Below are 22,532 nucleotides of genomic sequence, written 5' to 3'. Positions count from 1 at the left end.
GTCACCCACAGGAGGCGGCAATGGCGCTGTTCAAGAGGCGTACGGTCGGCAGGCCCGGCGAGTGGTACTACTGCCTGCGGCACCAGACGGTCGAGGAAGGCCCCGAGTGCCGGGCCGCCGACCGCTTCGGCCCCTACGCCAGCCGCGAGGAAGCGGCGCACGCCATGGAGACGGCACGCGAACGCAACCTGGAGTGGGAGACCGACCCCAAGTGGCACGACAAGGGGGAGGGGCCGGGGGACCAGCCACCCGCCCCCGGGGCCTGACGCCCCAGGTCAATACACCTAGGCGCCGGCGGACGCGGTGCGCGGGGCGCTGTCCTCGTCCGCCGCTCCGCCCGCGCGCAACGCCGCCGCATGCTCGTCCGTCCTCGCGTCGTACGCCATCAGCTTCGGCAGCGCGAGCGCCAGCAGTCCCACCGCGGCGAAGCACAGCGCCCCGCCCGCCCAGATCGAGGTCCGTACGGACGTCAGCGCCGCCATCGAGCCGATCCGGAGCTGGCCCAGCTGCGGGCCCGCCGAGTACGACAGCAGCTCGATACCGGCCAGCCGGCCGCGCAGCGCGTCGGGGATGGTCCCGTTCCACATCGCCGAGCGGAAGATGCCGCTGACCATGTCGCAGGAACCGGCCAGGGCGAGGCAGAGCAGCACCAGCCAGACGCTGTGCAGCTGCCCGGCCGCGGTGACCGCCAGCCCCCAGCCGGCCGCCGCCAGCACGACCGCGCGGCCGTGGCGGTGGATCCGCGTCGTCCAGCCGCTGGTCAGGCTCACCACGGCGGAACCCGCCGGCAGCGCCGCGTACATCATCCCCAGTGCCCACGGGGCGTCCAGGTCGTCCGCGAGGAAGGGGAAGATCGCCAGCGGGAACGCGAAGAGCATCGCGGTCAGGTCGATGGCGTAGGTGCCCAGCAGCTCCTTGCGGCTCCAGGCGTACCGTGCGCCCTCGGCGATCCCGCGCAGCGACGGGCGGGAGGCGTCGTGCGAGGCGGGCGACGGCGCCAGCTTCAGGGCGAGCAGCACGGAGACCGCGAAGGTGGCCGCGTCGAGGGCGTACGCCCAGCGCAGCCCGGCCCAGGCGAGCAGCCAGCCGGCCACCGCGGGCCCCGCGATGGTGCCGAGCTGCCAGCGCAGCGCATTGAGCGCGGCGGCCGCGGCGAGCTGTTCGCGCGGCACGATGCGCGGCACGATCGCGTCCAGCGCCGGACGTTGCAGACCCGTCAGCGCGCTCGCGGCGGCGGCGACGGCATAGAGCGGCCACACCAGGGGGTGCGGCAGCAGGCTGTTGAGCAGCAGGAGCGCGGACATGACACCGAGCGCGGCTTCGGTGCGGATGATCAGCCCGCGGCGGTCCAGGGCATCGGCGAGCGCGCCGCCGTAGAGGCCGAAGACGATCAGCGGGACGAGTTCGACGGCGCCCAGCGCACCGACGGCGAGCGGGGACCCGGTCAGTTCCTTGAGCTGGAGCGGCAGCGCGACCAGGGTCAGCGCGCTGCCGAAGACCGTGATCGCGCCCGCGCACCACAGCAGCCGGAAGTCGCGGGAGGAGCGCCACGGGGCGAGGTCGGGGAGGAGCGCGGCGGCCCGGCGCCGTGGCGCGGGCGACGGCGGGTGGTCCGGGGTCACGAGCCACCATCGTGCGCGCCCGCGGCGGGCGGGGCAAAGGATTTACCCGGCGGGCCACCGGCCGCGCACGGCCGCCGCGCGGGGGCACCGCGGCCCGCTCACCACCGCGGCGGCCCGCTCACCACCGCGGCGGCGGTGGCGCCGTCAGCCCGTCGGCGAGGCGGGCCAGCCGGTCGCGGAAGCGGCGGCGGGGGGCGGTGCCCAACGGGGCGGGCAGGCTGTTCTCCCCGGCGGCCGCGCTCACCAGGTGCTGCACCGTGTCGAGATCGAGGTCCCCGGTCCGGCCGCCGGCGTCCTCCGGCGCGGTCAGCGCGTCATGGGCCAGCGCCTGCAGATCGCGGTCGCCGCCGTCCAGCGCGAGCACCGTCGCGCCGTTGCGGCGGGCGTCGTGCACCCGCTCCAGCAGCCCGGCGCCGGGCCGCTCCGGCGTGACGACCAGCAGTGTCGCGCCGCGCCCGGCGGCCTCCAGCCGGCCGAGCCCCACGGACAGATGGGCCGGCGCACCACCGGGGACGCGGTGCCGCACCAGGGTGGGCGACAGCTCCGGCAGGCCCGACCAGGCGGCCTCGTCGTCCAGGTGGGCGGCCAGATGCCAGGGCTCGTACACGGCGCTGCCGACCAGGAGCAGGCCGCCGTCGTGCGCGGCGACCGAGGCCCGCAGCGATCCGGCGAACCGGCGGGTGGACTGGATCCACTCCGTTCCGGCGAGCACCTCGCGCAGCAGCGCGACCCGTACGGCATCCATGGGCCCGCATCCTGCCGCGGGCCGCCGGGACCTGGTTGCCGTTTCCCCGGGGGGTCACCCGTACGGGCTCTTCTCCGGCGGCAGCCCCGCGGCGGTGAGCAGACGTCCCACCTCCGCCACCGACTCCTCGCTCAGCGGGATCTGCGGGAAGGCGGTGGCGCCGTGGTCGATCACCCCGCGCAGCCACAGGGCCGTCTTGAAGGAGCCCAGCGCGGCGGAGCTGCGGCCCATCTCGTCCTCCGGGCCGATGTCGGTGAGGGAGAACAGCGCGACCAGGCGCTCCTGTTCGGCCGCCGCCCGCGCCCAGTCGCCGGTCCGCGCGGCCTCGTAGAGCCGCACATAGCCCGCCGGGTCGACATTGCCGATGCCCGGCACGACGCCGTCGGCGCCCGCCAGCAGGGCGGCGTCCACGGCGAGTTCGGAGCCGGTGAGGACGGAGAAGGCGGGCGCGGGGCCGGTGCCGCGGCCGGTGCGGCCGCCGAGTGCGACGAGCAGGCGGCGCAGCGCGCCCTCGTCGCCGCTGCTGTCCTTGAGCCCGGCGAGGGTGCCGTCCTCGGCCAGTTCGCGGATCAGGGCGAGGGGCAGCTTGCGGTGCACGGCCATGGGGATGTCGTACGCGAAGAGGGGCAGGGCGGCGTCGGCGCGCAGGCGGCGGAAGTGCGCGGCGATCTCGCGCGGGTGGGTGCGGGTGTAGAAGGGCGCGGTGGCGACCAGGGCGTCGGCGCCCAGTGCGGCGGCGGTCCTCGCGTGGTCCAGGACGCGGGGGGTGGTGGTGTCGATGACGCCGGCGAGTACCGGGACCCGGCCGTCCGCGGCCTTGACGACGGTCTCCAGGACGGTGGCGCGCTGGGCGTCGGTGAGGTAGGCGACCTCGCCGCTGGAGCCGAGCGCGAACAGCCCGTGGACGCCGCCGTGGACGAGGTGGGTGACCAGGCGGGAGAGCGAGGCGATGTCGACCTCGCCGTGCCGGTCGAGCGGGGTGCAGACGGGCGGGATGACGCCGCGCAGCGGTGCGGGGAGTGCCATGGGGGCTCCAGCGGCTCCGAGGTCGGTTCCCACGCCGGTTTCCCGCCCGATCCCGTCGACGAAGGGGAGGTGGGACGTGGGACGTGGGATGTCCTGTGCGGGGTCACAATAGGCGCGTGCTCCGACGCCCGGCCCAGGGACGCGCGGTCCGGCGGCCGAACGGGCGGGGTGCGGCAGCCGCGGGAGAGGGAGAGTGACCACATGGCACACGGCACGATGGCGGAGGTCGTCCAGGCGCGGATCAAACAGCTCATCCTCCAGGACGGACTGACGCCGGGTGACCCGCTGCCGTCGGAGACCGAGCTGGTCAACCTGCTCCACGTCAGCCGCAACTCGGTCCGGGAGGCGCTCAAAGCGCTGCAGGCCCTGCGCATCGTCGAGATCCGGCACGGTTTCGGCACCTTCGTCGGCCCGCTCACCCTCGAACCGTTCGTCGAGGGCGTCGCCTTCCGCGCCGCGGTGGGCCACCACCACGGCGTCCCCAGCCTGTACGAGCTGATGGAGGTCCGCGAGGCGCTGGAGGCCGGGCTCGTCCCCGCCGTCGCGCGCGGTCTGCCGGCCGCGGATCTCGCCGTGCTGCGGAGCCTGGTCGAGCGGATGGCGACGGAGGCGCGCGGGGGCGCGGTGCTCAGCGTCACCGACCGGGCCTTCCACCAGGCGCTGTACCGCTCGCTGGGCAACCACCTGCTGAGCGAGGTGCTGGATGCGTTCTGGGAGGCGCTGCGGCGGGTGCGCGACGACCTCTCCGACGACAGCCAGGACCCGCAGGTGACATACCGTCAGCACCTGGCGATCGTCGAGGCGCTGGAGGCGGGCGACGGCGACCGCGCCGTGGCGGCCATGCACCGGCACTTCGACGGCATCCGCCGCCGGCTCGCCGAGTAGCGCCGTCCGCCGGGGCGTCCCGCGGCCCGGGTCCCTGCGGCGCCCCGGTCCCGGGCGTCGCATTGTTCACCGCGATTTCACTCGCCGTCAGGTGTCTCTTTGCCGACACGAAAACGGGTCATGTCGGGTGCCTTGACGGTCAGTTGGGCCCTCTTTATGGTCGCCGCAGGACAGCGGACATCCTACGTCCGGCCGTTGGGGGTGACCCGTGGTGGACGAGAGCTCGGTGCCGTACCGCGCCGGGACCGAGGGGTATGCGAGCTTCCGGATCCCGGCCGTGGTGCGGGCCCGCTCCGGTGCCGTGCTGGCCTTCGCCGAGGGCCGCGTCGCCTCGGCCTCCGACACCGGCGACATCGATGTCGTCCTCAAACGCTCCACCGACGGCGGCCGCACCTGGGGCCCCCTCCAGGTCCTCGCCCGCAACGGCACCGGCACCGCCGGCAACCCCGCCCCCGTCGTCCTCGCCGGCGGCCGGGTGCTGCTCCTGCAGGTCCACAACGCCGCCGACGCCACCGAGGACCGCATCCGCCGCGGCCAGGTCCCGCCCGCCGACGGCCGCCGCGCCTGGATCCAGCACAGCGACGACGACGGCGCGACCTGGAGCGCGCCCCGCGAGATCACCGACCAGGCCAAACGCCCCGAATGGCGGTGGTACGCCACCGGCCCCGGCCACGCCCTGCGGCTGCGCCACGGCCCGTACGCCGGACGGCTGGTCGTCCCCGCCAACCACTCCACCCCGCCGAGCGCCGCCGGCGACACCGGCACCGAGGCCCGCTACAACGGCGGGCACGCGCTGCTCAGCGACGACGACGGCGCCACCTGGCGGATCGGCTACACCGACGGCGACACCCACCCCTCCGTGGCGCCCAACGAGACCACCGCCGCCGAACTCCCCGACGGCACCGTCTATCTGAACACCCGGACCGAGACCACCGCGGCCTGGCACCGCGCCGACGCCCGCTCGGCCGACGGCGGCGAGCATCTCCTCGCGCCCTTCCGCCCGCAGGCCGCCCTGGCCGGACCGGTCTGCCAGGGCAGCCTGCTCCACCTCGCCGACCGCGACGAGCTGCTGTTCTCCGGGCCCGCGCTGCCCGCCGCCCGCGCCCTGCTCACCCTGCGCGCCAGCCGCGACCGCGGCCTGACCTGGCGGACCCTGCGCACCGTCTCCGGGCTGCCCGCCGCCTACTCCGACCTCGTACGGCTGGACCCGGCGAGCGTCGGACTGCTCTACGAAACCGGTGACTACAGCGCCTACTCGACGATCACCTTCCGCCGCATCCCCGTGGAGGAGCCGGCATGACCAGCAACGACATGCACCGCAGATCGGTCCTGGGTGGGGCGGCCGCCGTCGCCGCCGCCTTCGCGCTCGCCGGCTGCGGCGACAGCGGCGACGACGACACCGCGCCCAAGGAGCGCAAGAAGGGCCAGAAGATCGAGCTGACCTTCTGGTCCTGGGTGCCGGGCATCGACAAGCCCGTCGATCTGTGGAACCGCAAGAATCCCGAGGTGCAGGTCAAGGTCGAGAAGGTGTCGGCCGTCGACGGCGAGCAGTACGCGAAGATGCACGCCGCCATCAAGACGGGCAACCCGCCCGACCTGGGCCAGATCGAGTTCCCGGTGATCCCCAGCTTCCTGCTCGACAACGGCCTGCTCGATCTCGCCCCGCTCGGCGCGGCCCGCCACAAGGACAAGTTCTTCGGCTGGCAGTGGCAGCAGTCGGTGTTCGGCAAGGGCATCTACGCCATCCCCCAGGCCTCGGGCCCGATGGGCCTGTTCGTCCGTCAGGACCTCTTCGAGAAGTGGGACGTCCCCCTCCCCGAAACGTGGGACGAGTACGAGGCGGCCGCCAAGAAGATCCGCAAGAAGGGCGCCTGGATCGAGACCTTCTCCGCCACCAACGGCAACCGCCTCGCCGGACTGGCCTGGCAGGCGGGCGCCAAGTGGTACGCCACCAACGGCGACACCTGGATCATCAATGTCGACGACGAACCCACCCGCAAGGTCGTCGACTACTGGGAAGCCCTCGTCAAACAGAAGATCGTCAAGACCATCCCCGACCGGCAGAACGCCTGGTACAAGGATCTGCAGACCGGCGCCATCGCCGCCTGGGTGGGCGCCAGCTGGGGCGATGCGTTGCTGGTCGGCAACGCGCCGGGCACCAAGGGCAAATGGCGGGCCGCGCCGCTGCCGCAGTGGCAGAAGGGCGCGCAGACGTTCGCCAACTGGGGCGGCTCGACCACCGCCGTCTTCGCCAAGGCCCCCTACCCCAAGGACGCCCTGGACTTCGCCGTCTGGCTCAACACCGCCCCCGAGTCCATCGCCCTGCTCATCGACGGCGGCTACGGCTTCCCCAGCGCCAAGAAGGGCTACGCCACCACCGACCTCGACGTCGACAAGGCGTTCTTCGGCGGCCAGGAGTACAGCAAGATCTTCGCCGACGCCGGATCGCACGTCGACACCAGCTGGCAGTGGGGCCCCGGCGTCGACACCCTCTACCAGCGCCTGGGCGACGCCTTCACCGACGCGCTCGGCACCGGCGCCTCCTTCCGTTCCGTGCTGAAGAAGGTCCAGGGCCAGACCGTCGCCGACCTCAAGGGCAAGGGCCTGAAGGTGGAGAGCGGAGGGTGAGCCGGGACACGCTCAGCCGTCCCGAGCCGGTCACTCCGCCGAGGCGGGACGTCCGGCGCCCCAAGCGCCGCGCCTCGCGCACCGAGATCCGCAACGCCCGCGCCGCGGCCGGCTTCGTCCTGCCCTTCCTCGCCCTGTTCGCCCTCTGCTTCATCGCGCCGATCGTCTACGCCGTCCACCAGAGCCTGCACAAGACCGAACGCACCGGCCCGCTCGGCCTCGGCGGCCAGGAACACGAGGCGTTCGCCGGCCTCGCCAATTACGCCCATGCGCTCTCCGACGACCGGTTCCTGGCCGGATTCGGCCGGGTGCTGCTCTTCGGCGCCGTCCAGGTCCCGCTGATGATCGTGCTCGCCACCGCCCTCGCACTGCTCCTGGAGAGCGCCGGTGCCCGCGGCATCCCGTTCTTCCGCAGCGCCTTCTTCCTCCCGTACGGCGTGCCCGGCGTGATCGCCTCGATCCTGTGGGGCTTTCTCTACGTCCCCGGCATCAGCCCGCTGGTGAAGATCGCCCAATCCGTGGGCTGGGACGTCGATTTCCTCGCCCGCGGCACCGTCCTGTGGTCCATCGCCAACATCGTCACCTGGCAGTTCACCGGCTACAACATGCTGGTGCTGATCGCCCAGCTCAAGTCCGTACCGAGCGAGCTGTACGAGGCCGCGCGGATCGACGGCGCCAACGCCTGGCAGGTCGCCCGGCACATCAAGATCCCGCTGATCCGGCCGGCGCTCGTACTGACCTGCGTCTTCAGCATCATCGGCACCCTCCAGCTGTTCGCCGAGCCCAAGGTGCTGCGCCCGCTGGCCGCCACGATCGACACCGGCTTCACCCCCAACCTGCACGCCTACAGCGAGGCGTTCGTCGGCAACAACCAGCATGTGGCGGCGGCCGAGGCGGTGCTGCTCGCGCTGGTGGCGTGCGTGCTGTCCTTCGGCTTTCTGCGCCTGGTCGGCGGGCGCAAGAAGGAGCGCGGATGACCCGGACCCTGACCCGGCCCCCGGTCCGCTACCGGATCATCACCGCATCGCTGCTGACCATTGCCGCGCTCTACTTCCTGGTGCCGGTCTACTGGCTGATCGTCTCGTCCACCAAGTCCAGCGCCGACCTCTTCGGCACCTTCGGCTTCTGGTTCTCCGACCACCCGCGCCCCCTGGGAAACCTCGCCGACGTCCTCACCTACGACCACGGCATCTACGCCCGCTGGTTCGCCAACTCCCTCCTCTACGCCGGGATCGGCGCCGTCTGCGCGACCCTGCTGTCCGCCGCGGCCGGCTACGCGCTGGCCAAATTCCCCTTCCGGGGCCGGGAGGCGGTCTTCAACACCGTGCTCGCCGGGGTCCTCGTCCCGGGCACCGCGCTCGCCCTCCCGCTCTACTTCCTCTTCAGCGAACTGGGCCTGGCCAACACCTACTGGGCGGTGCTGATCCCCAGCATGGTCAGCCCCTTCGGCGTCTATCTGTGCCGGATCTACGCGACCGCCGCGGTGCCCGACTCGCTTCTGGAGGCGGCCCGGATCGACGGCGCGGGCGAGGCCCGGATCTTCGGCCGCCTCGGGCTGCGGCTGATGACCCCGGCGCTGGTCACCGTCTTCCTGTTCCAGTTCGTGCACATCTGGAACAACTACTTCCTGCCGCTGGTGATGCTCTCGGACTCCGACCTCTATCCGATCCAGCTGGGCCTGACGTCCTGGACCGGCTTCGCCGACCGCAAACCGGTGCTCTACCAGTACACGGTGGGCGGCGCGTTCCTGTCCGTGGTGCCGCTGATGGTGCTGATGCTGGTGCTCCAGCGGTACTGGCGTACGGGGCTGACGGAGGGCAGCGTGAAGGCATGACCGGATCGCCCGCCGCCATGGCGTGACAGTATCGCTGTCATGACTACTCCTGACGCTGCCCAGTCCCCGAACGCCGCGACCCGCGCGAAGGCCGCCCTCAAGCGCGACCCCTGGGACCTCCCGGACGTCTCCGGCCTCGTCGTCGGCGTCCTCGGCGGCACCGGTGACCAGGGACGCGGCCTGGCCTACCGGTTCGCCAAGGCCGGCCAGAAGGTGATCATCGGCTCCCGGGTGGCCGAGCGCGCCCAGACCGCCGCGGATGAGCTGGGCCTCGGCATCGAGGGCGCGGCCAACGCCGAGTGCGCGCGGCGCAGCGACGTGGTGATCGTCGCTGTGCCGTGGGACGGCCACGCCAAGACGCTGGAGGCGCTGCGCGAGGAGCTGGCCGGCAAGCTCGTCATCGACTGCGTCAACCCGCTCGGCTTCGACAAGAAGGGCGCCTTTGCGCTCGAGCCGGAGGAGGGCAGCGCCGCCGAGCAGGCCGCCGCCCTGCTGCCCGACTCCCGGGTCACCGCCGCCTTCCACCACCTGTCCGCGGTGCTGCTCCAGGACCCGGAGACCGAGCGGATCGACACCGATGTGATGGTGCTGGGCGAGGTCCGCGCCGACACCGATCTGGTCCAGGCGCTGGCCGCCCGTATCCCCGGGATGCGCGGCGTCTTCGCCGGCCGGCTGCGCAACGCCCACCAGGTCGAATCGCTGGTCGCCAACCTCATCTCGACCAACATCCGCTACAAGGCGCACGCGGGGCTGCGGATCACGGACGTCTGAGGCGGTCCTCGGTGCCGGCGGGGCATGGGGGACACTGGGTGGGAATGCCCGAACCCTTCACACAGGAGACGCCCCCATGCCCGCCCTGCTCCCGCCCGGCCCGTCCCGGCGACTCGCCCTCATGGCCATCGCTCTGTGCGTCCTCGCCGTCGCCGCGGCCGTCGTGTCGTTCGTGAACGGCAGCTTCGTCGGCATCGTCTGGGTCCTGATGGCCGGCATCTCCAGCAACATGGCGTGGTTCTACGTGCGCAAGGCGAAGCTGGAGCGTCAGGCGGCGGCCGGCTGAGGCCCCACCGGGTGTTACAGGGTGCCGCCGAGCGGCGGAACCTGCGGCTCGCCCCGCCAGAACCGGAAGAGCTCCTGGCCCTGGAACGCGTCCCAGTCCGTCACGCCCAGGGCGCGCAGGATTGCGTCGACCGCATCGAAGAACACGTGGTTGACCTCCGGCACCCACAGCAGGCCGAACACCGCCAGCAGCCCGAACGGCGCGAACGGCTCCACCTGCCGCCGTATCTTCAGCGACAGCCACGGCTCGATCACGCCGTAGCCGTCCAGGCCGGGCACCGGCACGAAGTTCAAGATCGCGGCGGTGACCTGGAGCAGCGCCAGGAACGCCAGGGCGTAGCGGAACGGCTCGGGCACGCCGTCCAGGCCGTGCAGCCAGAACGGTGCGGTGCACACCACCGCGAACAGCACGTTCGTCAGCGGCCCGACCGCCGAGATCAGGCTGTGCCGCCAGCGGCCCCGGATCCGGCCGCGCTCGATGAACACCGCGCCGCCGGGCAGCCCGATCCCGCCCATGATCACAAAGATCACCGGCAGCACGATGCTCAGCAGCGCATGGGTGTACTTGAGCGGGTTCAGCGTCAAGTAGCCCTTGGCGCCCACCGAGATGTCGCCGCTGTGCAGCGCGGTACGGGCGTGCGCGTACTCGTGCAGGCACAGGGACACCACCCAGCCGGACACTACGAACAAGAAGACCGCGAAGCCGGTGTTGGCGGCTATGGTCCGGGTCCATACCGCCCATCCCGACACGGCCATGACGGCGACGAGCGCGAGAAAGACCGGACTGATGCGGTGGTCGGCCCGCGGACTGGCTGTGGTCATGGTGGCGTGCTCTCCCGAGGTGACGTGGTGGGCAGCCATGACCGTAACCGCGCGACGGCCTTCGGCGCACGGGTCCCGTTCCGGTGGCCCCGGGCGGAAAACGCCGCGCGGCACCCGCCGGGTTCCGGGCACAGTGGACCTCGGGGGGAAATCAGGGGACGGACCCGGGCCGCATCGGGGACGCATCGGGGGTATGCGTCGGCCGCGCCTCAGGGGCCCGTCGGGGACTCGACAGGGATGCATCCGTGACATCGGCGACTTTTCAGGGGGCCCGTATCAGGAATGCGAGAGGCGTGAACGCACGGTGAGCGGCTCGGCCGTGCACGACAATGACCCGGTGCGCTACGGAATTCTCGGCACCACGCAGGCCGGCCGGGCCGACGGGACCCCCGTCGCCCTCGGCGGCGCACGGCTGCGCGCCCTGCTCGCCGCCCTGGCCCTGCGCCCCGGCCGGGCGCTCCCCCCGGACCTGCTGATCGCCGACGTCTGGGGCGTGGCACCGCCCGCCGACGCGGCCGGTGCCCTCCAGGCGCTGGTCGGCCGCCTGCGCCGGGCCCTGGGCCACGCCGCCGTCGCCTCGGCCGACGGCGGCTACCGCCTGTGCGCCGAGCCCGACGCCGTCGATCTGCACCGCTTCGAACGGCTGGCCGCGGAAGGCGGCCGGGCGCTCGCCGAGGCGGACCCGGCCCGCGCCGCCACCCTCCTCGACGAGGCGCTGGGCCTCTGGCGCGGCCCGGCGCTGGCCGATCTGCCCGAGCCGGGCGTCGAGGGCGCCCGCGCCGAGAGCCGCCGCCTGGACGCCCAGCGCGCCCGCCTCGCCGCCGACCTCGCCCTGGGCCGCCCGGAGCGGGCGCTGCCCACCCTGACCGCGCTCTGCCAGGACCATCCCCTGGACGAGCCCCTCCAGGCCCTGCGGCTGCGCGCCCTGCGGGCCGCCGGGCGCGGTGCCGAGGCGCTCGCCGCCTACGACGCGATACGCACCGATCTCGCCGAGCGCCTGGGCACCGACCCCGGCCCCGAGCTGCGCGCCCTGCACGCCGAGCTGCTGTCCCCGGAGCCGGCCGCACCGCCCGCCACGGCCCCCGCACCGGCCCCGCCCACGGAACCCCTGCGGCCCGCGACGGCCCGCCGCCCCGGCAATCTCCGCGCCCGCCTCACCTCCTTCGTGGGCCGCGACGCCGACCTCGCCGCGCTCCGCACCGACCTGGCCACCCACCGCCTGGTGACCCTGCTGGGACCGGGCGGCGCCGGCAAGACCCGGCTCTCGCAGGAGGGCGCCGAAAGCGCCGCGGCCGCCGCGCCGGACGCCTGGCCGCACGGCGTTTGGCTGGCGGAGCTGGCGCCGGTCGACGACCCGGCGACCGTGCCCGAGGCGGTGCTCACCGCGCTCGGCGGCCGCGAGACCGTCGTCCGCGGCACCGCCGCCGAGGGGCTGCGCGCCGCCGCCGATCCCACCGCGCTGGACCCGCTCGCCCGGCTCGCCGAGCAGTGCGCGGGCCGCCGGATGCTGCTCGTCCTCGACAACTGCGAGCATGTGATCGGCGCCGCCGCCGAACTCGCCGAGCGGCTGCTGGCCGAATGCCCCGGCGTCACGGTCCTGGCGACCAGCCGCGAGCCGCTGGCCGTACCGGGCGAGGTGCTGCGGCCCGTGGAGCCGCTGCCCGACCCGGTGGCGCTGCGCCTCCTCGCCGACCGCGGGGCCGCCGCCCGCCCCGGCTTCCGGATCGAGGCCGACGAGGACACCGCGGCGGCCTGCGCCGAGATCTGCCGCCGCCTGGACGGACTGCCGCTGGCCATCGAACTGGCCGCCGCCCGGCTGCGGATGCTCTCCCCGCGCGGGATCGCCGACCGCCTCGACGACCGCTTCCGGCTGCTGACCAGCGGCAGCCGTACGGTCCTGCCCCGCCAGCAGACGCTGCGCGCCGTCGTGGACTGGTCCTGGGAGCTGACCGACGCCGCCGAGCGGGCGGTGCTGCGCCGGCTGTCCGTCTTCGCCGGCGGCTGCGATCTGGCCGCCGCCGAGGAGGTGTGCGCCGGCGACGGCGTCGACGGGCGCGATGTGGCCGCGCTGCTCGGCTCGCTGATCGACAAGTCGCTGGTGGTGGCGGCGCCCGCGCCCGAGGGGGCCATGCGCTACCGGCTGCTGGAGACGGTGGCGGAGTACGCCGGCGAGCGGCTGGACGAGGCCGGCGAGAGGGAGGCGGCCGAGCGCCGCCATCTGGTCGCCTACCGCGAACTGGCCCGTACCACCGACCCGTTGCTGCGCGGGCCCGGCCAGCGCGCCGCGATGGACCACCTGGAGCTGGAACACGACAACCTGCGCACCGCGCTGCGCCGCGCGGTCGCCGCCCGCGACGAACACGAGGCGCTGTGCCTGGTGCTGTCGCTGCACTGGTTCTGGTCGCTGCGCGACCACCGCAGCGACGCCCGCCACTGGGCGGAGGCGGCCGGCACGCTCGGCCCCGATCCGTTCGCGGCGCCGGTCGCCGCCGTCCCCGACCTCTTCGAGCGGGCCATCGACAAGCCGCCGCCGATGGACCCCGAGCAGCTCCTGGAGGCCCGCCGCGGGGTCCGGCTGGTGGCGCTCTCCTGCCGCGAGAGCGACATCGCGGCGCTGCGCAGTCCTGACATGAGCGAGCAGCTGGCGGGGATCATCGCCGCCTACCGCGCCGGGATGCCGCAGACCTGCCGGATGCCGGGCGCCATGTGGTACTACGCGGTGCTGATCTCCGGCCGGTTCGACCAGCTGACGGGGCTGGTCGACGGCGCGGTGCGCGCCAGCCGCGGCTACGGCCACGAATGGGAGCTCGCCTACATCCTGCAACTGCGCTCCAAGGTCTTCAACGACCGGGCCGGCGGCCTGGGACAGGCGCTGGCGGACGCCGACGAGGCCTTGCGCATCTTCCGCCGCCTCGGCGATGCCTGGGGCGCCGCCGAGGCGCTGGAGGGGCGCGGCGAAACCCGGGAGAAGCGCGGCGAGTACGGGCTCGCGGCGCAGGACTACCGGGCGGCGATGGACTGCGCCGAGGAGCTGGGTGCGCACGGCCGGATCCTGCTGATGCGCGGCCGGCTCGGCGGCGTCCTGCTCGAGGACGGCCAGGCGGAGGCGGGGGAGCGGCTGCTGCGCGAGGTCCTGGAGCAGGACAAGGAGGAGGGCAGCGGCCGCGATGCGGTGCCGTTCGCCCGTCTGACGCTGGCGACGCATCTGACCGTCCAGGGGCGCACGGCGGAGGCGCGCGCGGAACTGGAGACGGTGCGCGAGGTGTTCGGGTCGCGCGCCCCGGAGCTGTTCGTGGGGGTCCTGGAGCTGTCGCTGGTCTCGCTGGATGTCGACGAGGGACGCGGCGGGGATCTGCTGCCGAGGTTCCGGGCGGCACTGGAGCTGACGCAGGACGAGATGACGCAGATGGTCGCCCCGGATCTCCCGGTGATCCAACTCCTCACCGGGGCACGGGTGCTGATGGCCGTGCACGGCGAGCGCGCCGGCCCGGACGCGGCACGTCTGGTGGGGGCCTACGACGCACTGCGGTCACCCTCGCACGTGCCGCCGATGCTCGTACGGGTCGACCGCCGACGTACGGAGGAGGCCGCGCGGGCGCTGCTGGGCGAGGCGGCGTACGCGCGCGGGTACGCCGAAGGCGGTGGCCTCTCACTGGAAGAGGCCACCGCCCTCATCTGACGCGAGCCGGGCGAGGACCGCCCCGCGGGGAAGTCCCCCGCGGGGCATGCGTCAGGTCTTGTTGCGGAACTTCCGGACCGCGAGCGGCATGGTGAGGGCCGTGATGGCGACCGCCCAGCCGAGGGTGATCAGCACCGGGTGCGCCACGGCACCGTCCGCGTTGATCAGTGCGCGGGCCGCGTCCGCGAGGTTGGAGAGCGGATTGACGGTGGTGAAGTCCTTCAGCCAGCCGGGCATGTCCGTCGTCGGCGTGAAGATCGACGAGCCGAACTCCAGCGGCATCAGCACCAGCATCGCCATGCCCTGCACCGCCTGCGGGGTCTTCACGCTGAGCCCCAGCAGGATGAAGATCCACATCAGGGCGGCACCGAAGGCCGTGGACAGCACGATCGCGGCGAGGAAGGCGAGCAGGCTGCCCTTGATCTGCAGGCCCAGGAGCAAGCCCATGCCGAGCAGGATCGCGGTGGCGATCAGCATCCGGCCGATCTCCACGACGATCTTGGCTATCAGGACCGAGGAGCGGGCTATCGGCATGGTCCGGAAGCGGTCCATGACGCCCTTGCGGAAGTCGTCGTTGACGCCGCTGCCCACCGCCATGGCGATGTTCAGTCCCATCATCGCCATCAGGCCGGGCACCAGATGCTGGAGGTAGTCCTGCTGATGGTTCCGGCCGGCGATGGCGCCACCGAAGACATAGGTGAACAGCAGGATGAAGATGACGGGCATCAGCAGCACGTCCATCATCGACTCCGGGTCCTGCTTGATCTGCAGGGCGTTGCGGCGCGCCAGCGCGCCGATGTGCCGCAGATTGGCGCGCAGGCCGATCCGTCCCTCGTCGGCGCCCGGCTTCACGGCCGGCGCCGTCATCGTTGCGGCACTCATGCCGACACCTCCGCGTACTGCTGCTGGTCCGTCAGGTCGTCGCCGGCCGCGGAGGTCTTCTGGCCCGTGATGGCCAGGAACACCTCGTCCAGGCTGGGCAGATGGGTGCTGATCCCGGAGAGCGCGAAGCCCCGCTGCCCGAGCAGGCCGACCACGGCGGTCAGCTGCTCGTCGCTGATGACGGGGACGTTGACCACGCCCTCCTGGTGGTCGGCGGTGGCGCCCGCGATGCCGTCCAGACCGGCCTGCGCGAGGGCGCCGACCATCCGGTCCAGTTCGCCGGAGTCCGTCGGCCGGATCTGCAGCGTCCGGCCGCCGACCTTGGCCTTCAGCTCATCGACCTTGCCCTCGGCGATCACCCGGCCGCGGTCGATGACCGTCAGCTCGTTCGCCAGCTGCTCGGCCTCTTCCATGTACTGGGTGGTGAGCAGCACCGTCGCGCCCTCGCGGACCATCCGCTGCACCTCTTCCCACACCTCGTTGCGGGTGCGGGGGTCGAGGCCGGTGGTGGGCTCGTCCAGATAGAGGACCGCGGGCTGCCCGATCATCGAGGCGGCCAGGTCCAGGCGGCGGCGCATACCGCCGGAGTACTTGGCGGCGGGGCGCTTGGCGGCCTCGGTCAGGGAGAACCGCTCCAGCATCTCGTCCGCGCGCTTGCGGGCGTCCTTGCGGGAGAGATCGAGCAGCCGCCCGATCATGTAGAGGTTCTCCCAGCCGGAGAGCTTTTCGTCGACCGAGGCGTACTGCCCGGTCAGGCCGATCGTGCGGCGCAGTGCCCGGGGCTGGCGCACCACGTCGTAGCCGGCCACCACGGCCCGGCCGGCGTCCGGCACCAGGAGGGTGGACAGGCAGCGTACGAGGGTCGTCTTGCCGGCGCCGTTGGGGCCGAGCACGCCGAGCACGGTGCCTTCCCGCACGTCCAGGTCCACACCGTCGACGGCCTTGACATCGCCGAAGTGCTTGACCAGACCGCGCACCTCCACGGCGTTGCCGCCCTTGGTGGATATCGTCTGTCGCGTCATGGCCCTCAAGGTGCCATGCGGCACCGACAACGCACCGACAGGCCGCCGACAGCCGGGGCCGGCCGCGCCGACATCGCGCCGACAAGGGGGGCGCCCCTGTCGGCCGTCCGACGGCGCCCGCGGCACCGGCTGCCGGACCTGCCGGGTCTCAGTGGAACGTGTGCGCTTCCGCCGGGAAGGCGCCCGAGACCACCTCGTCGGCGAACGACTTCGCCGCGTCGCCGAGCAGCTCCCGCAGCTCGAGGTACTTCTTCACGAACTTCGGCACCCGCCCCGCCGTCATTCCCGCCATGTCGGTCCACACCAGCACCTGGGCGTCACAGTCCAGGCCCGCACCGATGCCGACGGTCGGGATGTGCAGGGAGCGGGTGACCTCGGCGGCCAGCTCCGCCGGTACGGCTTCCAGGACGACGGCGAACGCGCCGGCGTCCTGCACCGCCTTGGCGTCCCGCAGCAGCTGCTGGGCCGCCTCCTCGCCGCGCCCCTGGACCGGGTAGCCGCCGTAGGCGTTGACGGACTGCGGGGTCAGCCCGACATGGGCCATCACCGGGATGCCGGACGAGACCAGCAGCTCCACCTGGTGCGCGGAGCGCTCCCCGCCCTCCAGCTTGACGGCGCCCACGCCCGCTTCCTTGACCAGCCGGGTGGCGTTGCGCAGCGCCTGCACCGGGCCTTCCTGGTACGAGCCGAACGGCAGGTCGCCGACGATCAGGGCGCGCTTGGTGCCGCGGACGACCGCGGCGGACAGCAGGGTCATCTCGTCCATGGTGACGGGCACGGTGGACTCGTAGCCGAGGTGGCAGTTGCCCATCGAGTCGCCGACGAGCAGGACCGGGATGCCGGCCTCGTCGAAGACGGAGGCGGTCATCGCGTCGTAGGCGGTGAGCATCGGCCACTTCTCGCCGCGCTCCTTGGCGGCGGCGATGTCGCGGACCGTGATGCGGCGCGAGCTGGTTCCCCCGTACAGGGTCTTGCTGCTCTCGGAGGCGGGCTTGCCCGGCTTCCGGGCAGGCGAAAGCTGCGTCATGGTGACGGCTCCTGTTCATCATCTCGAGGCACCCTGACGGTGTCCCCGGACTCCCCTCCATGCTGGCATGCGCGGCGCGCGGAGGGGAAGGGGGCCGCGACCCGTCCGGGGGCAGGGCCATGACCTGCGGCGGCGCCCGCCCGGAAGATCACTTGCATCAATACGGAACGGGATCGTATCGAAAAAGGTATGGTGGACGCCATGACCTCCTCCACCGCACCCGGCGGCCTGCCCGCCCGCCAGGTCCCCGACCGGATACATCGGCGCCGCTGGATGATCCTGTCCGTCCTCATGCTCAGCCTGCTGATAGTGGTGCTGGACAACTCCATCCTCAATGTCGCGATGAAGACCATCGCGACCCCGGCCCCGCACGGCCTCGGCGCCACCCAGGGCGAGCTGGAGTGGGCGATCAACTCCTACACGCTCGTCTTCGCCGGGCTGCTGTTCACCTCCGGCCTGCTCGGCGACCGCCTGGGCCGCAAGAAGGTGCTGCTCTTCGGCCTGGCGGTCTTCGGCGCCGGCTCGGTACTCGCCGGGATGGCCGGCTCGCCCACCGAGCTGATCGTCTTCCGCGCCGTGATGGGCCTGGGCGGCGCCTTCGTCATGCCCTCCACGCTCGCCGTCCTGATGAACGTCTTCGAGCGCGACGAGCAGCCCCGGGCGATCGGCATCTGGGCCGGCGGCGTGGGCCTGGCCATCGCCGTCGGGCCGATCACCGGCGGCCTGCTGCTCGACCGCTTCTGGTGGGGCTCGGTCTTCCTGGTCAACGTCCCGATCGTGCTGATCGCGCTGGTCGCGATGCTGATCCTGGTGCCGGATTCCCGGGACCCCCGGCCCGGCAGGCTCGACCCGTTCGGCGTGCTGCTGTCCGTCGTCGGCCTGGTCCTGCTGGTCTACGGGATCATCAAGGGCGGCCAGCTCGCGGACTTCACCGACCCGCAGGTGCTGGGCACCCTCGCCGGCGGCGTCGCGGTGATGACGGTCTTCGTCCTGCACCAGAAGCGCAGCAGCCATCCGTCCATCGACATCGGCTACTTCCGCAAGCCCGCCTTCGCGGCCGCCGTCGGCGCCATCGCGCTGGTCTTCTTCGCGCTGATGGGCGTCACCTTCTTCATCGTCTTCTACGTGCAGAGCGTGCGCGGCTACAGCCCGCTGGAGGCCGGTCTGCTGATCCTGCCGCTGGCCGCCGCCCAGCTGATCTTCTCGCCCCGGGCCCGGCTCGCCGTGGACCGCTTCGGCGCCCGCGCGGTGTGCACCGCCGGCATGCTGACCATCGCCGTGACCATGACCGGCATGCTGCTGCTGGACACCGACTCCCCGATCTGGATCCTCGAGGTGCTCTTCTTCCTCCAGGGCACGGGCATGGCGCACATCATGCCGCCGGTCACCGTCGCGATCATGCAGTCGCTGCCCCGCGAGAAGGCCGGCTCCGGCTCGGCGCTCAACAACGTCTTCCGGCAGGTCGGCGGCACCCTCGGCGTCGCCGTACTGGGCTCGGTGCTGTCCACGACCTACCGCGAAGGCATCCAGGGCAAGCTCGGCGCGCTGCCCGGCGTACCGGCCGCCGCGCGGCACGCGGCCGGCGAATCCATCGAGGCCACCCTCGGCCTCGCCCGGCACCTGGGCCCGGACGGCCGGGCGCTGATCGTCTCCGCCCGGGAGGCATTCGTGCACGCCATGCACGTCACCGCGCTCGGCTCGGCGAGCATCGCGGTGGTGGGTGCCGTGGTGGTCGCCGTGTTCCTGCCCGGCAAAATGGCACCGGCCCCGCGGGACGCGGAGCCGAACGAACAGCGGAAGGCGGGCGTACAGGGATGAGCCGGGCGGCGGGAGACTCCGAGGCGGCGGCAGCCGGTGCGCGACCGGGACGGCCTGGCCAGGCGGATCCCGCGCGCCGCGGCAGACCGCGCAGCGCCGCGGCCGACTCCGCCATCATCGAGGCCGTCCTCCGCCTGATCGAGGAGGGCGCGGCCATCGGCGAACTGTCGATGGAGCGCATCGCCCGCGAGGCCGGCGTGGGCAAGGCCACGGTCTACCGCCGCTGGTCCGGCAAGAACGCCCTGATGCTCGACGTCATGCGGTCCCTGGACGCGCCGCCCCCGCCGCTCGACGGCGAATCCGTACGGGACGACCTGGTCTCGCTGCTGGAGTTCCTGCGCCGCCGCGGACTGGCCAAGCGCAACTCCGCGCTGCTGCGCACCGTCGTCAGCCATGTCCAGGGGCACCCGGAGCTGTGGGCGGAGTACCACGAGACGGTCGTACGGGCCCGTAACGAGGCGGTGCTCAAGGTGCTCCGGCGCGGCATGGCCAGCGGCGAGATCCGCAGCGACCACGACGCCGAGACCCTCGCCGACCTGTTCGTCGGCCCGATGCTGGCCCGCGCCATCCTCCACGAATGGAAGGAACTCCCCGAAGGGCTCGCGGCGGACATCGTCGACCTGGTCCTCGAGGGCGTACGTCCCCGGCCGCAGCGGGCAGCCGGCTGAACCCCGCCGCCGCACCGGCCGGTTGCGCCGCCCGCATCCCAAATGTCCCTCCTCGCATGACCGGACCATGCCCGTTCTGTCACAGCTGCTGTCACGAACCCTTCCGCCGGAACCCCGGCCCGCCGCCGCACCGTCTACACGGGCGACCGGACGCGGACGGAAAGCCGCGGTGCACACATACGCGGTGCACTTCCGGGACAGTGCTGATCTAAGAACGGTTATAAGGGCCATCGCCTAGGGTCGGGGATCACAGGCGAGGCGCGACAGAGCAAGGCAGTGAGGGCAGCTACATGGCGCAGGCATATATGACGGAGCCGGGACAGGGGCACACCCCCGAGCGGGCCCGTTCCTGGGCCGGGCGCCTGCGGAACTGGTGGCGCCCCGAAGGGATGTGGCGCCGCGGCATCGTGCTCGCGGTGCTGGCCGTACTGCTCGGGCTGCTGATGTTCCTGCACGCCCGGGTCCCCAACACCGTGGGGAACCTGGGCAGTCTGCTGGAGACGTTCCTGCCCTGGCTCGGATTCGCCGTCCTGCTGCTGCTGGCCCTCGCGGTGCTGCGCCGCTCCGCTACCGCGCTGCTCGCGCTGGTCCTGCCGGCCGCCGTCTGGCTCAACCTCTTCGGCGGACAGCTCACCGACAAGGCGGACACCGGCGGCAACCTCACCGTCGTCACCCACAACGTCAACGCCGACAACCCCGACCCGGCGGCCACCGCCCAGGACATCGTGAACTCCAAGGCCGACGTGGTCGCCCTGGAGGAGCTGACCGCCACCGCCCTGCCCACCTACAAGAGGGAGATGGCGAAGGCGTACCCGTATCACACGGTCGAGGGGACCGTCGGCCTGTGGAGCAAGCTGCCGCTGAGCGACGCCCGGCCGGTGGACATCAAGATGGGCTGGACCCGCGCGCTGCGCGCCACCGTCACCGCCGCCGACGGCCAGAAGGCCGGCGTCTATGTCGCGCACCTGCCCTCCGTACGGGTCAAGGTCGAGGCGGGCTTCACCGCGGGACAGCGCGACGGCAGCGCCGAGGCGCTGGGCGAGGCGATCGCCGCCGACCCGCTGAAGAAGGTGGTCCTGCTCGGCGACCTCAACGGCACCATGAACGACCGCTCGCTGGCCCCGGTCACCTCCCAGATGCGCTCCGCGCAGGGCGCCGCGGGCGACGGTTTCGGCTTCAGCTGGCCGGCCGCCTTCCCGATGGCCCGGATCGACCAGATCATGATGAAGGGCGTCGACCCGGTCGCGGCCTGGACGCTGAAGGCCACCGGCAGCGACCATCTGCCCCTCGCCGCGTCCGTCAAGATCTGACGTGGCGAGCTCTTAACCTGCTGTTTTCGCGCTGGAATACTGGACCTGAGAGACTTTGTTCCGTAAACGAACTTAAGGTCTCCGTCGCCGCGCACCCACTCGCGCGCACCCACCCCTGAAAGGTCCAGGTCCACATGCCCTTGGCTCTGCTCGCTCTCGCGATCTCGGCCTTCGGAATCGGCACCACGGAATTCGTGATGATGGGCCTGCTGCCCAACGTCGCGGACGATCTGGGCACCTCGGTGCCCACCGCCGGCTACCTCGTCTCCGCCTACGCCCTCGGCGTCGTCATCGGCGCCCCGCTGCTGACCGCCCTCGGCTCCCGCATTCCGCGCAAGCGCATGCTGGTCCTCCTCATGGCGCTCTTCACGGCCGGCAACCTCGCCTCCGCCCTCGCCCCCACCTTCGGCCTGCTGATCGCCGGCCGACTGCTGGCCGGGCTGCCGCACGGCGCGTTCTTCGGCGTCGGCGCGGTGGTCGCGGCCCGGCTGGTGCGCGAGGGCCGCCAGGCGCGCGCGGTGGCCACGATGTTCCTCGGCCTGACCATCGCCAACATCGTCGGCGTGCCCGCCGCGACCCTGCTCGGCCAGCACCTCGGCTGGCGCGCCACCTTCCTGGTCGTCGCCGTCATCGGGCTCGCCGCGATGGCCTCACTGGCCCGCCTGATCCCGCCGCTGCCTGCCGAGGAACGCACCGGCCTGGGCCGCGAACTGCGCGCCCTCGGCGACCGCCAGGTCCTCCTCGGCCTCCTCACCACCGTCTTCGGCTTCGCCGGCATCTTCGCCGTCTACAGCTACCTCGCGTCGATGATGACCGAGGTGACCGGCTTCTCCGAGACCTCGGTCACGCTCGTCCTCGCCCTCTTCGGCATCGGCATGACCCTCGGCGCGCTGGCCGCCGGACCGCTCACCGACCGCGCTCTGCGCCCCACCCTCTACGGCTCCCTGGCGGCGCTGGCCCTCGTCCTGGCGGCCTTCCACTTCACCGCCCAGGTCAGATGGGCCGCCCTGGTCACCGTCGTCCTCATCGGCGCCATCGGCTTCCTGACCACCACCCCGCTCCAGATGCTGGTCATGAACAAGGCCCACCGGGCCCCCACTCTGGCCGCCGCCTCCAACCAGTCCGCCTTCAACCTCGCCAACGCGGGCGGCGCCTGGGTCGGCGGCCTGGCCCTGTCGGCCGGCTGGGGCTGGACGTCCCCGACCCTGGTCGGCGCCGTCCTGGCCGCCGTGGGCCTGGCCGTCGCCGTGATCGCCGGCCTCCTGGACCGCAACACCCACGACCCTTCCCGCATCGTGGCCCGCTCCCCGGAACCGGTCGCCTCGTCGGCGGGGCTTTGACCCCCACGTTGTCGCTGCGCTTGGTCTGGGCCCCACGTTTTTGGCTTTCCCGCCGTGGTGGTGTCTCGCCGTGGCGCCTGCGGCGGGCTGGTTGCCGCTGCGCGGGGCTGTTCGGCAGCGGCACCGGGCCTACACGGCTCCGCCGCTACGACCCGGCACCTCCCCGTT

At 72.7% G+C, this 22,532-nt stretch carries 20 protein-coding genes; 13 read left to right on the top strand and 7 right to left on the bottom strand.

The window, feature by feature from the left end; all coding sequences use genetic code 11:
• Nucleotides 1-20: 20 nt before the first annotated feature.
• On the top strand, nucleotides 21-266 hold the full coding sequence (locus ACIGWZ_RS04765; RefSeq protein WP_400060863.1) for a hypothetical protein: 246 nt from the start codon (nucleotides 21-23) through the stop codon (nucleotides 264-266).
• 18 nt (nucleotides 267-284) lie between these two features.
• Here ACIGWZ_RS04765 and ACIGWZ_RS04760 read toward each other — a convergent pair whose 3' ends face one another.
• The 3 genes from ACIGWZ_RS04760 to ACIGWZ_RS04750 all read right to left on the bottom strand — a co-directional run bounded on the left by ACIGWZ_RS04760 (nucleotide 285) and on the right by ACIGWZ_RS04750 (nucleotide 3,393).
• Nucleotides 285-1,622, bottom strand: a complete 1,338-nt coding sequence (locus ACIGWZ_RS04760; protein ID WP_400060862.1) for an MFS transporter — start codon at nucleotides 1,620-1,622, stop codon at nucleotides 285-287.
• A 118-nt stretch (nucleotides 1,623-1,740) separates the two neighbouring features.
• On the bottom strand, nucleotides 1,741-2,367 hold the full coding sequence (locus ACIGWZ_RS04755; protein WP_400060860.1) for a hypothetical protein: 627 nt from the start codon (nucleotides 2,365-2,367) through the stop codon (nucleotides 1,741-1,743).
• A 54-nt stretch (nucleotides 2,368-2,421) separates the two neighbouring features.
• Entirely contained in the window at nucleotides 2,422-3,393 is a 972-nt protein-coding gene (locus ACIGWZ_RS04750) for a dihydrodipicolinate synthase family protein (protein WP_400060858.1), read from the bottom strand.
• A 201-nt stretch (nucleotides 3,394-3,594) separates the two neighbouring features.
• Here ACIGWZ_RS04750 and ACIGWZ_RS04745 point away from each other — a divergent pair, with 201 nt between their 5' ends.
• The 7 genes from ACIGWZ_RS04745 to ACIGWZ_RS04715 all read left to right on the top strand — a co-directional run bounded on the left by ACIGWZ_RS04745 (nucleotide 3,595) and on the right by ACIGWZ_RS04715 (nucleotide 9,797).
• Nucleotides 3,595-4,278, top strand: a complete 684-nt coding sequence (locus ACIGWZ_RS04745; protein ID WP_400060856.1) for a FadR/GntR family transcriptional regulator — start codon at nucleotides 3,595-3,597, stop codon at nucleotides 4,276-4,278.
• Between the two features lie 208 nt (nucleotides 4,279-4,486).
• Nucleotides 4,487-5,578 carry an exo-alpha-sialidase gene (locus ACIGWZ_RS04740; protein ID WP_400060854.1) on the top strand — a complete coding sequence of 364 codons (1,092 nt, stop codon included), beginning with the start codon at nucleotides 4,487-4,489 and terminating at the stop codon, nucleotides 5,576-5,578.
• On the top strand, nucleotides 5,575-6,906 hold the full coding sequence (locus tag ACIGWZ_RS04735) for an ABC transporter substrate-binding protein (protein ID WP_400060853.1): 1,332 nt from the start codon (nucleotides 5,575-5,577) through the stop codon (nucleotides 6,904-6,906). Before ACIGWZ_RS04740 ends, ACIGWZ_RS04735 begins: the two co-directional genes overlap by 4 nt.
• Nucleotides 6,903-7,883, top strand: a complete 981-nt coding sequence (locus ACIGWZ_RS04730; RefSeq protein WP_400060851.1) for a carbohydrate ABC transporter permease — start codon at nucleotides 6,903-6,905, stop codon at nucleotides 7,881-7,883. The genes ACIGWZ_RS04735 and ACIGWZ_RS04730 overlap by 4 nt, the downstream gene beginning before the upstream one ends.
• On the top strand, nucleotides 7,880-8,740 hold the full coding sequence (locus ACIGWZ_RS04725; protein WP_400060849.1) for a carbohydrate ABC transporter permease: 861 nt from the start codon (nucleotides 7,880-7,882) through the stop codon (nucleotides 8,738-8,740). Before ACIGWZ_RS04730 ends, ACIGWZ_RS04725 begins: the two co-directional genes overlap by 4 nt.
• Nucleotides 8,741-8,779: 39 nt before the next feature.
• The gene (gene npdG / locus ACIGWZ_RS04720; RefSeq protein WP_400060847.1) at nucleotides 8,780-9,511 is read left to right on the top strand and encodes an NADPH-dependent F420 reductase; all 732 of its coding nucleotides are present in this window, start codon (nucleotides 8,780-8,782) and stop codon (nucleotides 9,509-9,511) included.
• A gap of 76 nt (nucleotides 9,512-9,587) precedes the next feature.
• Nucleotides 9,588-9,797, top strand: a complete 210-nt coding sequence (locus ACIGWZ_RS04715; RefSeq protein ID WP_400060845.1) for a hypothetical protein — start codon at nucleotides 9,588-9,590, stop codon at nucleotides 9,795-9,797.
• Between the two features lie 14 nt (nucleotides 9,798-9,811).
• Here the strand turns inward: ACIGWZ_RS04715 and ACIGWZ_RS04710 are convergent, their stop codons facing one another.
• Nucleotides 9,812-10,618 (bottom strand): site-2 protease family protein, encoded by an 807-nt coding sequence (locus ACIGWZ_RS04710; RefSeq protein WP_400060843.1) that lies wholly within the window; start codon nucleotides 10,616-10,618, stop codon nucleotides 9,812-9,814.
• Between the two features lie 319 nt (nucleotides 10,619-10,937).
• Here ACIGWZ_RS04710 and ACIGWZ_RS04705 point away from each other — a divergent pair, with 319 nt between their 5' ends.
• Nucleotides 10,938-14,297 carry an ATP-binding protein gene (locus ACIGWZ_RS04705; RefSeq protein ID WP_400060842.1) on the top strand — a complete coding sequence of 1,120 codons (3,360 nt, stop codon included), beginning with the start codon at nucleotides 10,938-10,940 and terminating at the stop codon, nucleotides 14,295-14,297.
• A 51-nt stretch (nucleotides 14,298-14,348) separates the two neighbouring features.
• Here the strand turns inward: ACIGWZ_RS04705 and ACIGWZ_RS04700 are convergent, their stop codons facing one another.
• From ACIGWZ_RS04700 to panB, 3 genes are all read right to left on the bottom strand, one after another.
• Nucleotides 14,349-15,179: an ABC transporter permease gene (locus ACIGWZ_RS04700; protein ID WP_400060840.1), complete on the bottom strand. Its 831-nt coding sequence runs from the start codon at nucleotides 15,177-15,179 to the stop codon at nucleotides 14,349-14,351.
• Nucleotides 15,176-16,201 (bottom strand): ATP-binding cassette domain-containing protein, encoded by a 1,026-nt coding sequence (locus ACIGWZ_RS04695; RefSeq protein WP_400060838.1) that lies wholly within the window; start codon nucleotides 16,199-16,201, stop codon nucleotides 15,176-15,178. Before ACIGWZ_RS04695 ends, ACIGWZ_RS04700 begins: the two co-directional genes overlap by 4 nt.
• A 148-nt stretch (nucleotides 16,202-16,349) precedes the next feature.
• Entirely contained in the window at nucleotides 16,350-17,228 is an 879-nt protein-coding gene (gene panB / locus ACIGWZ_RS04690) for a 3-methyl-2-oxobutanoate hydroxymethyltransferase (RefSeq protein WP_400060835.1), read from the bottom strand.
• Nucleotides 17,229-17,429: 201 nt separating this feature from the next.
• Here panB and ACIGWZ_RS04685 point away from each other — a divergent pair, with 201 nt between their 5' ends.
• The 4 genes from ACIGWZ_RS04685 (at nucleotide 17,430) to ACIGWZ_RS04670 (ending at nucleotide 22,364) form a co-directional block, all read left to right on the top strand.
• Nucleotides 17,430-19,046: an MFS transporter gene (locus ACIGWZ_RS04685; protein ID WP_400060833.1), complete on the top strand. Its 1,617-nt coding sequence runs from the start codon at nucleotides 17,430-17,432 to the stop codon at nucleotides 19,044-19,046.
• Nucleotides 19,043-19,714 carry a TetR/AcrR family transcriptional regulator gene (locus ACIGWZ_RS04680; RefSeq protein WP_400060831.1) on the top strand — a complete coding sequence of 224 codons (672 nt, stop codon included), beginning with the start codon at nucleotides 19,043-19,045 and terminating at the stop codon, nucleotides 19,712-19,714. The genes ACIGWZ_RS04685 and ACIGWZ_RS04680 overlap by 4 nt, the downstream gene beginning before the upstream one ends.
• A gap of 305 nt (nucleotides 19,715-20,019) precedes the next feature.
• Entirely contained in the window at nucleotides 20,020-21,024 is a 1,005-nt protein-coding gene (locus ACIGWZ_RS04675) for an endonuclease/exonuclease/phosphatase family protein (protein ID WP_400061981.1), read from the top strand.
• A gap of 134 nt (nucleotides 21,025-21,158) precedes the next feature.
• Entirely contained in the window at nucleotides 21,159-22,364 is a 1,206-nt protein-coding gene (locus tag ACIGWZ_RS04670) for an MFS transporter (protein WP_400060829.1), read from the top strand.
• Nucleotides 22,365-22,532: the final 168 nt, after the last annotated feature.

It is taken from the genome of Streptomyces sp. NPDC053427, assembly GCF_044544985.1.
GTDB lineage: Bacteria > Actinomycetota > Actinomycetes > Streptomycetales > Streptomycetaceae > Streptomyces.
The sequence above is the reverse complement of the archived record's forward strand: the minus strand, read 5'-3'. Positions and strand labels throughout refer to the sequence as shown.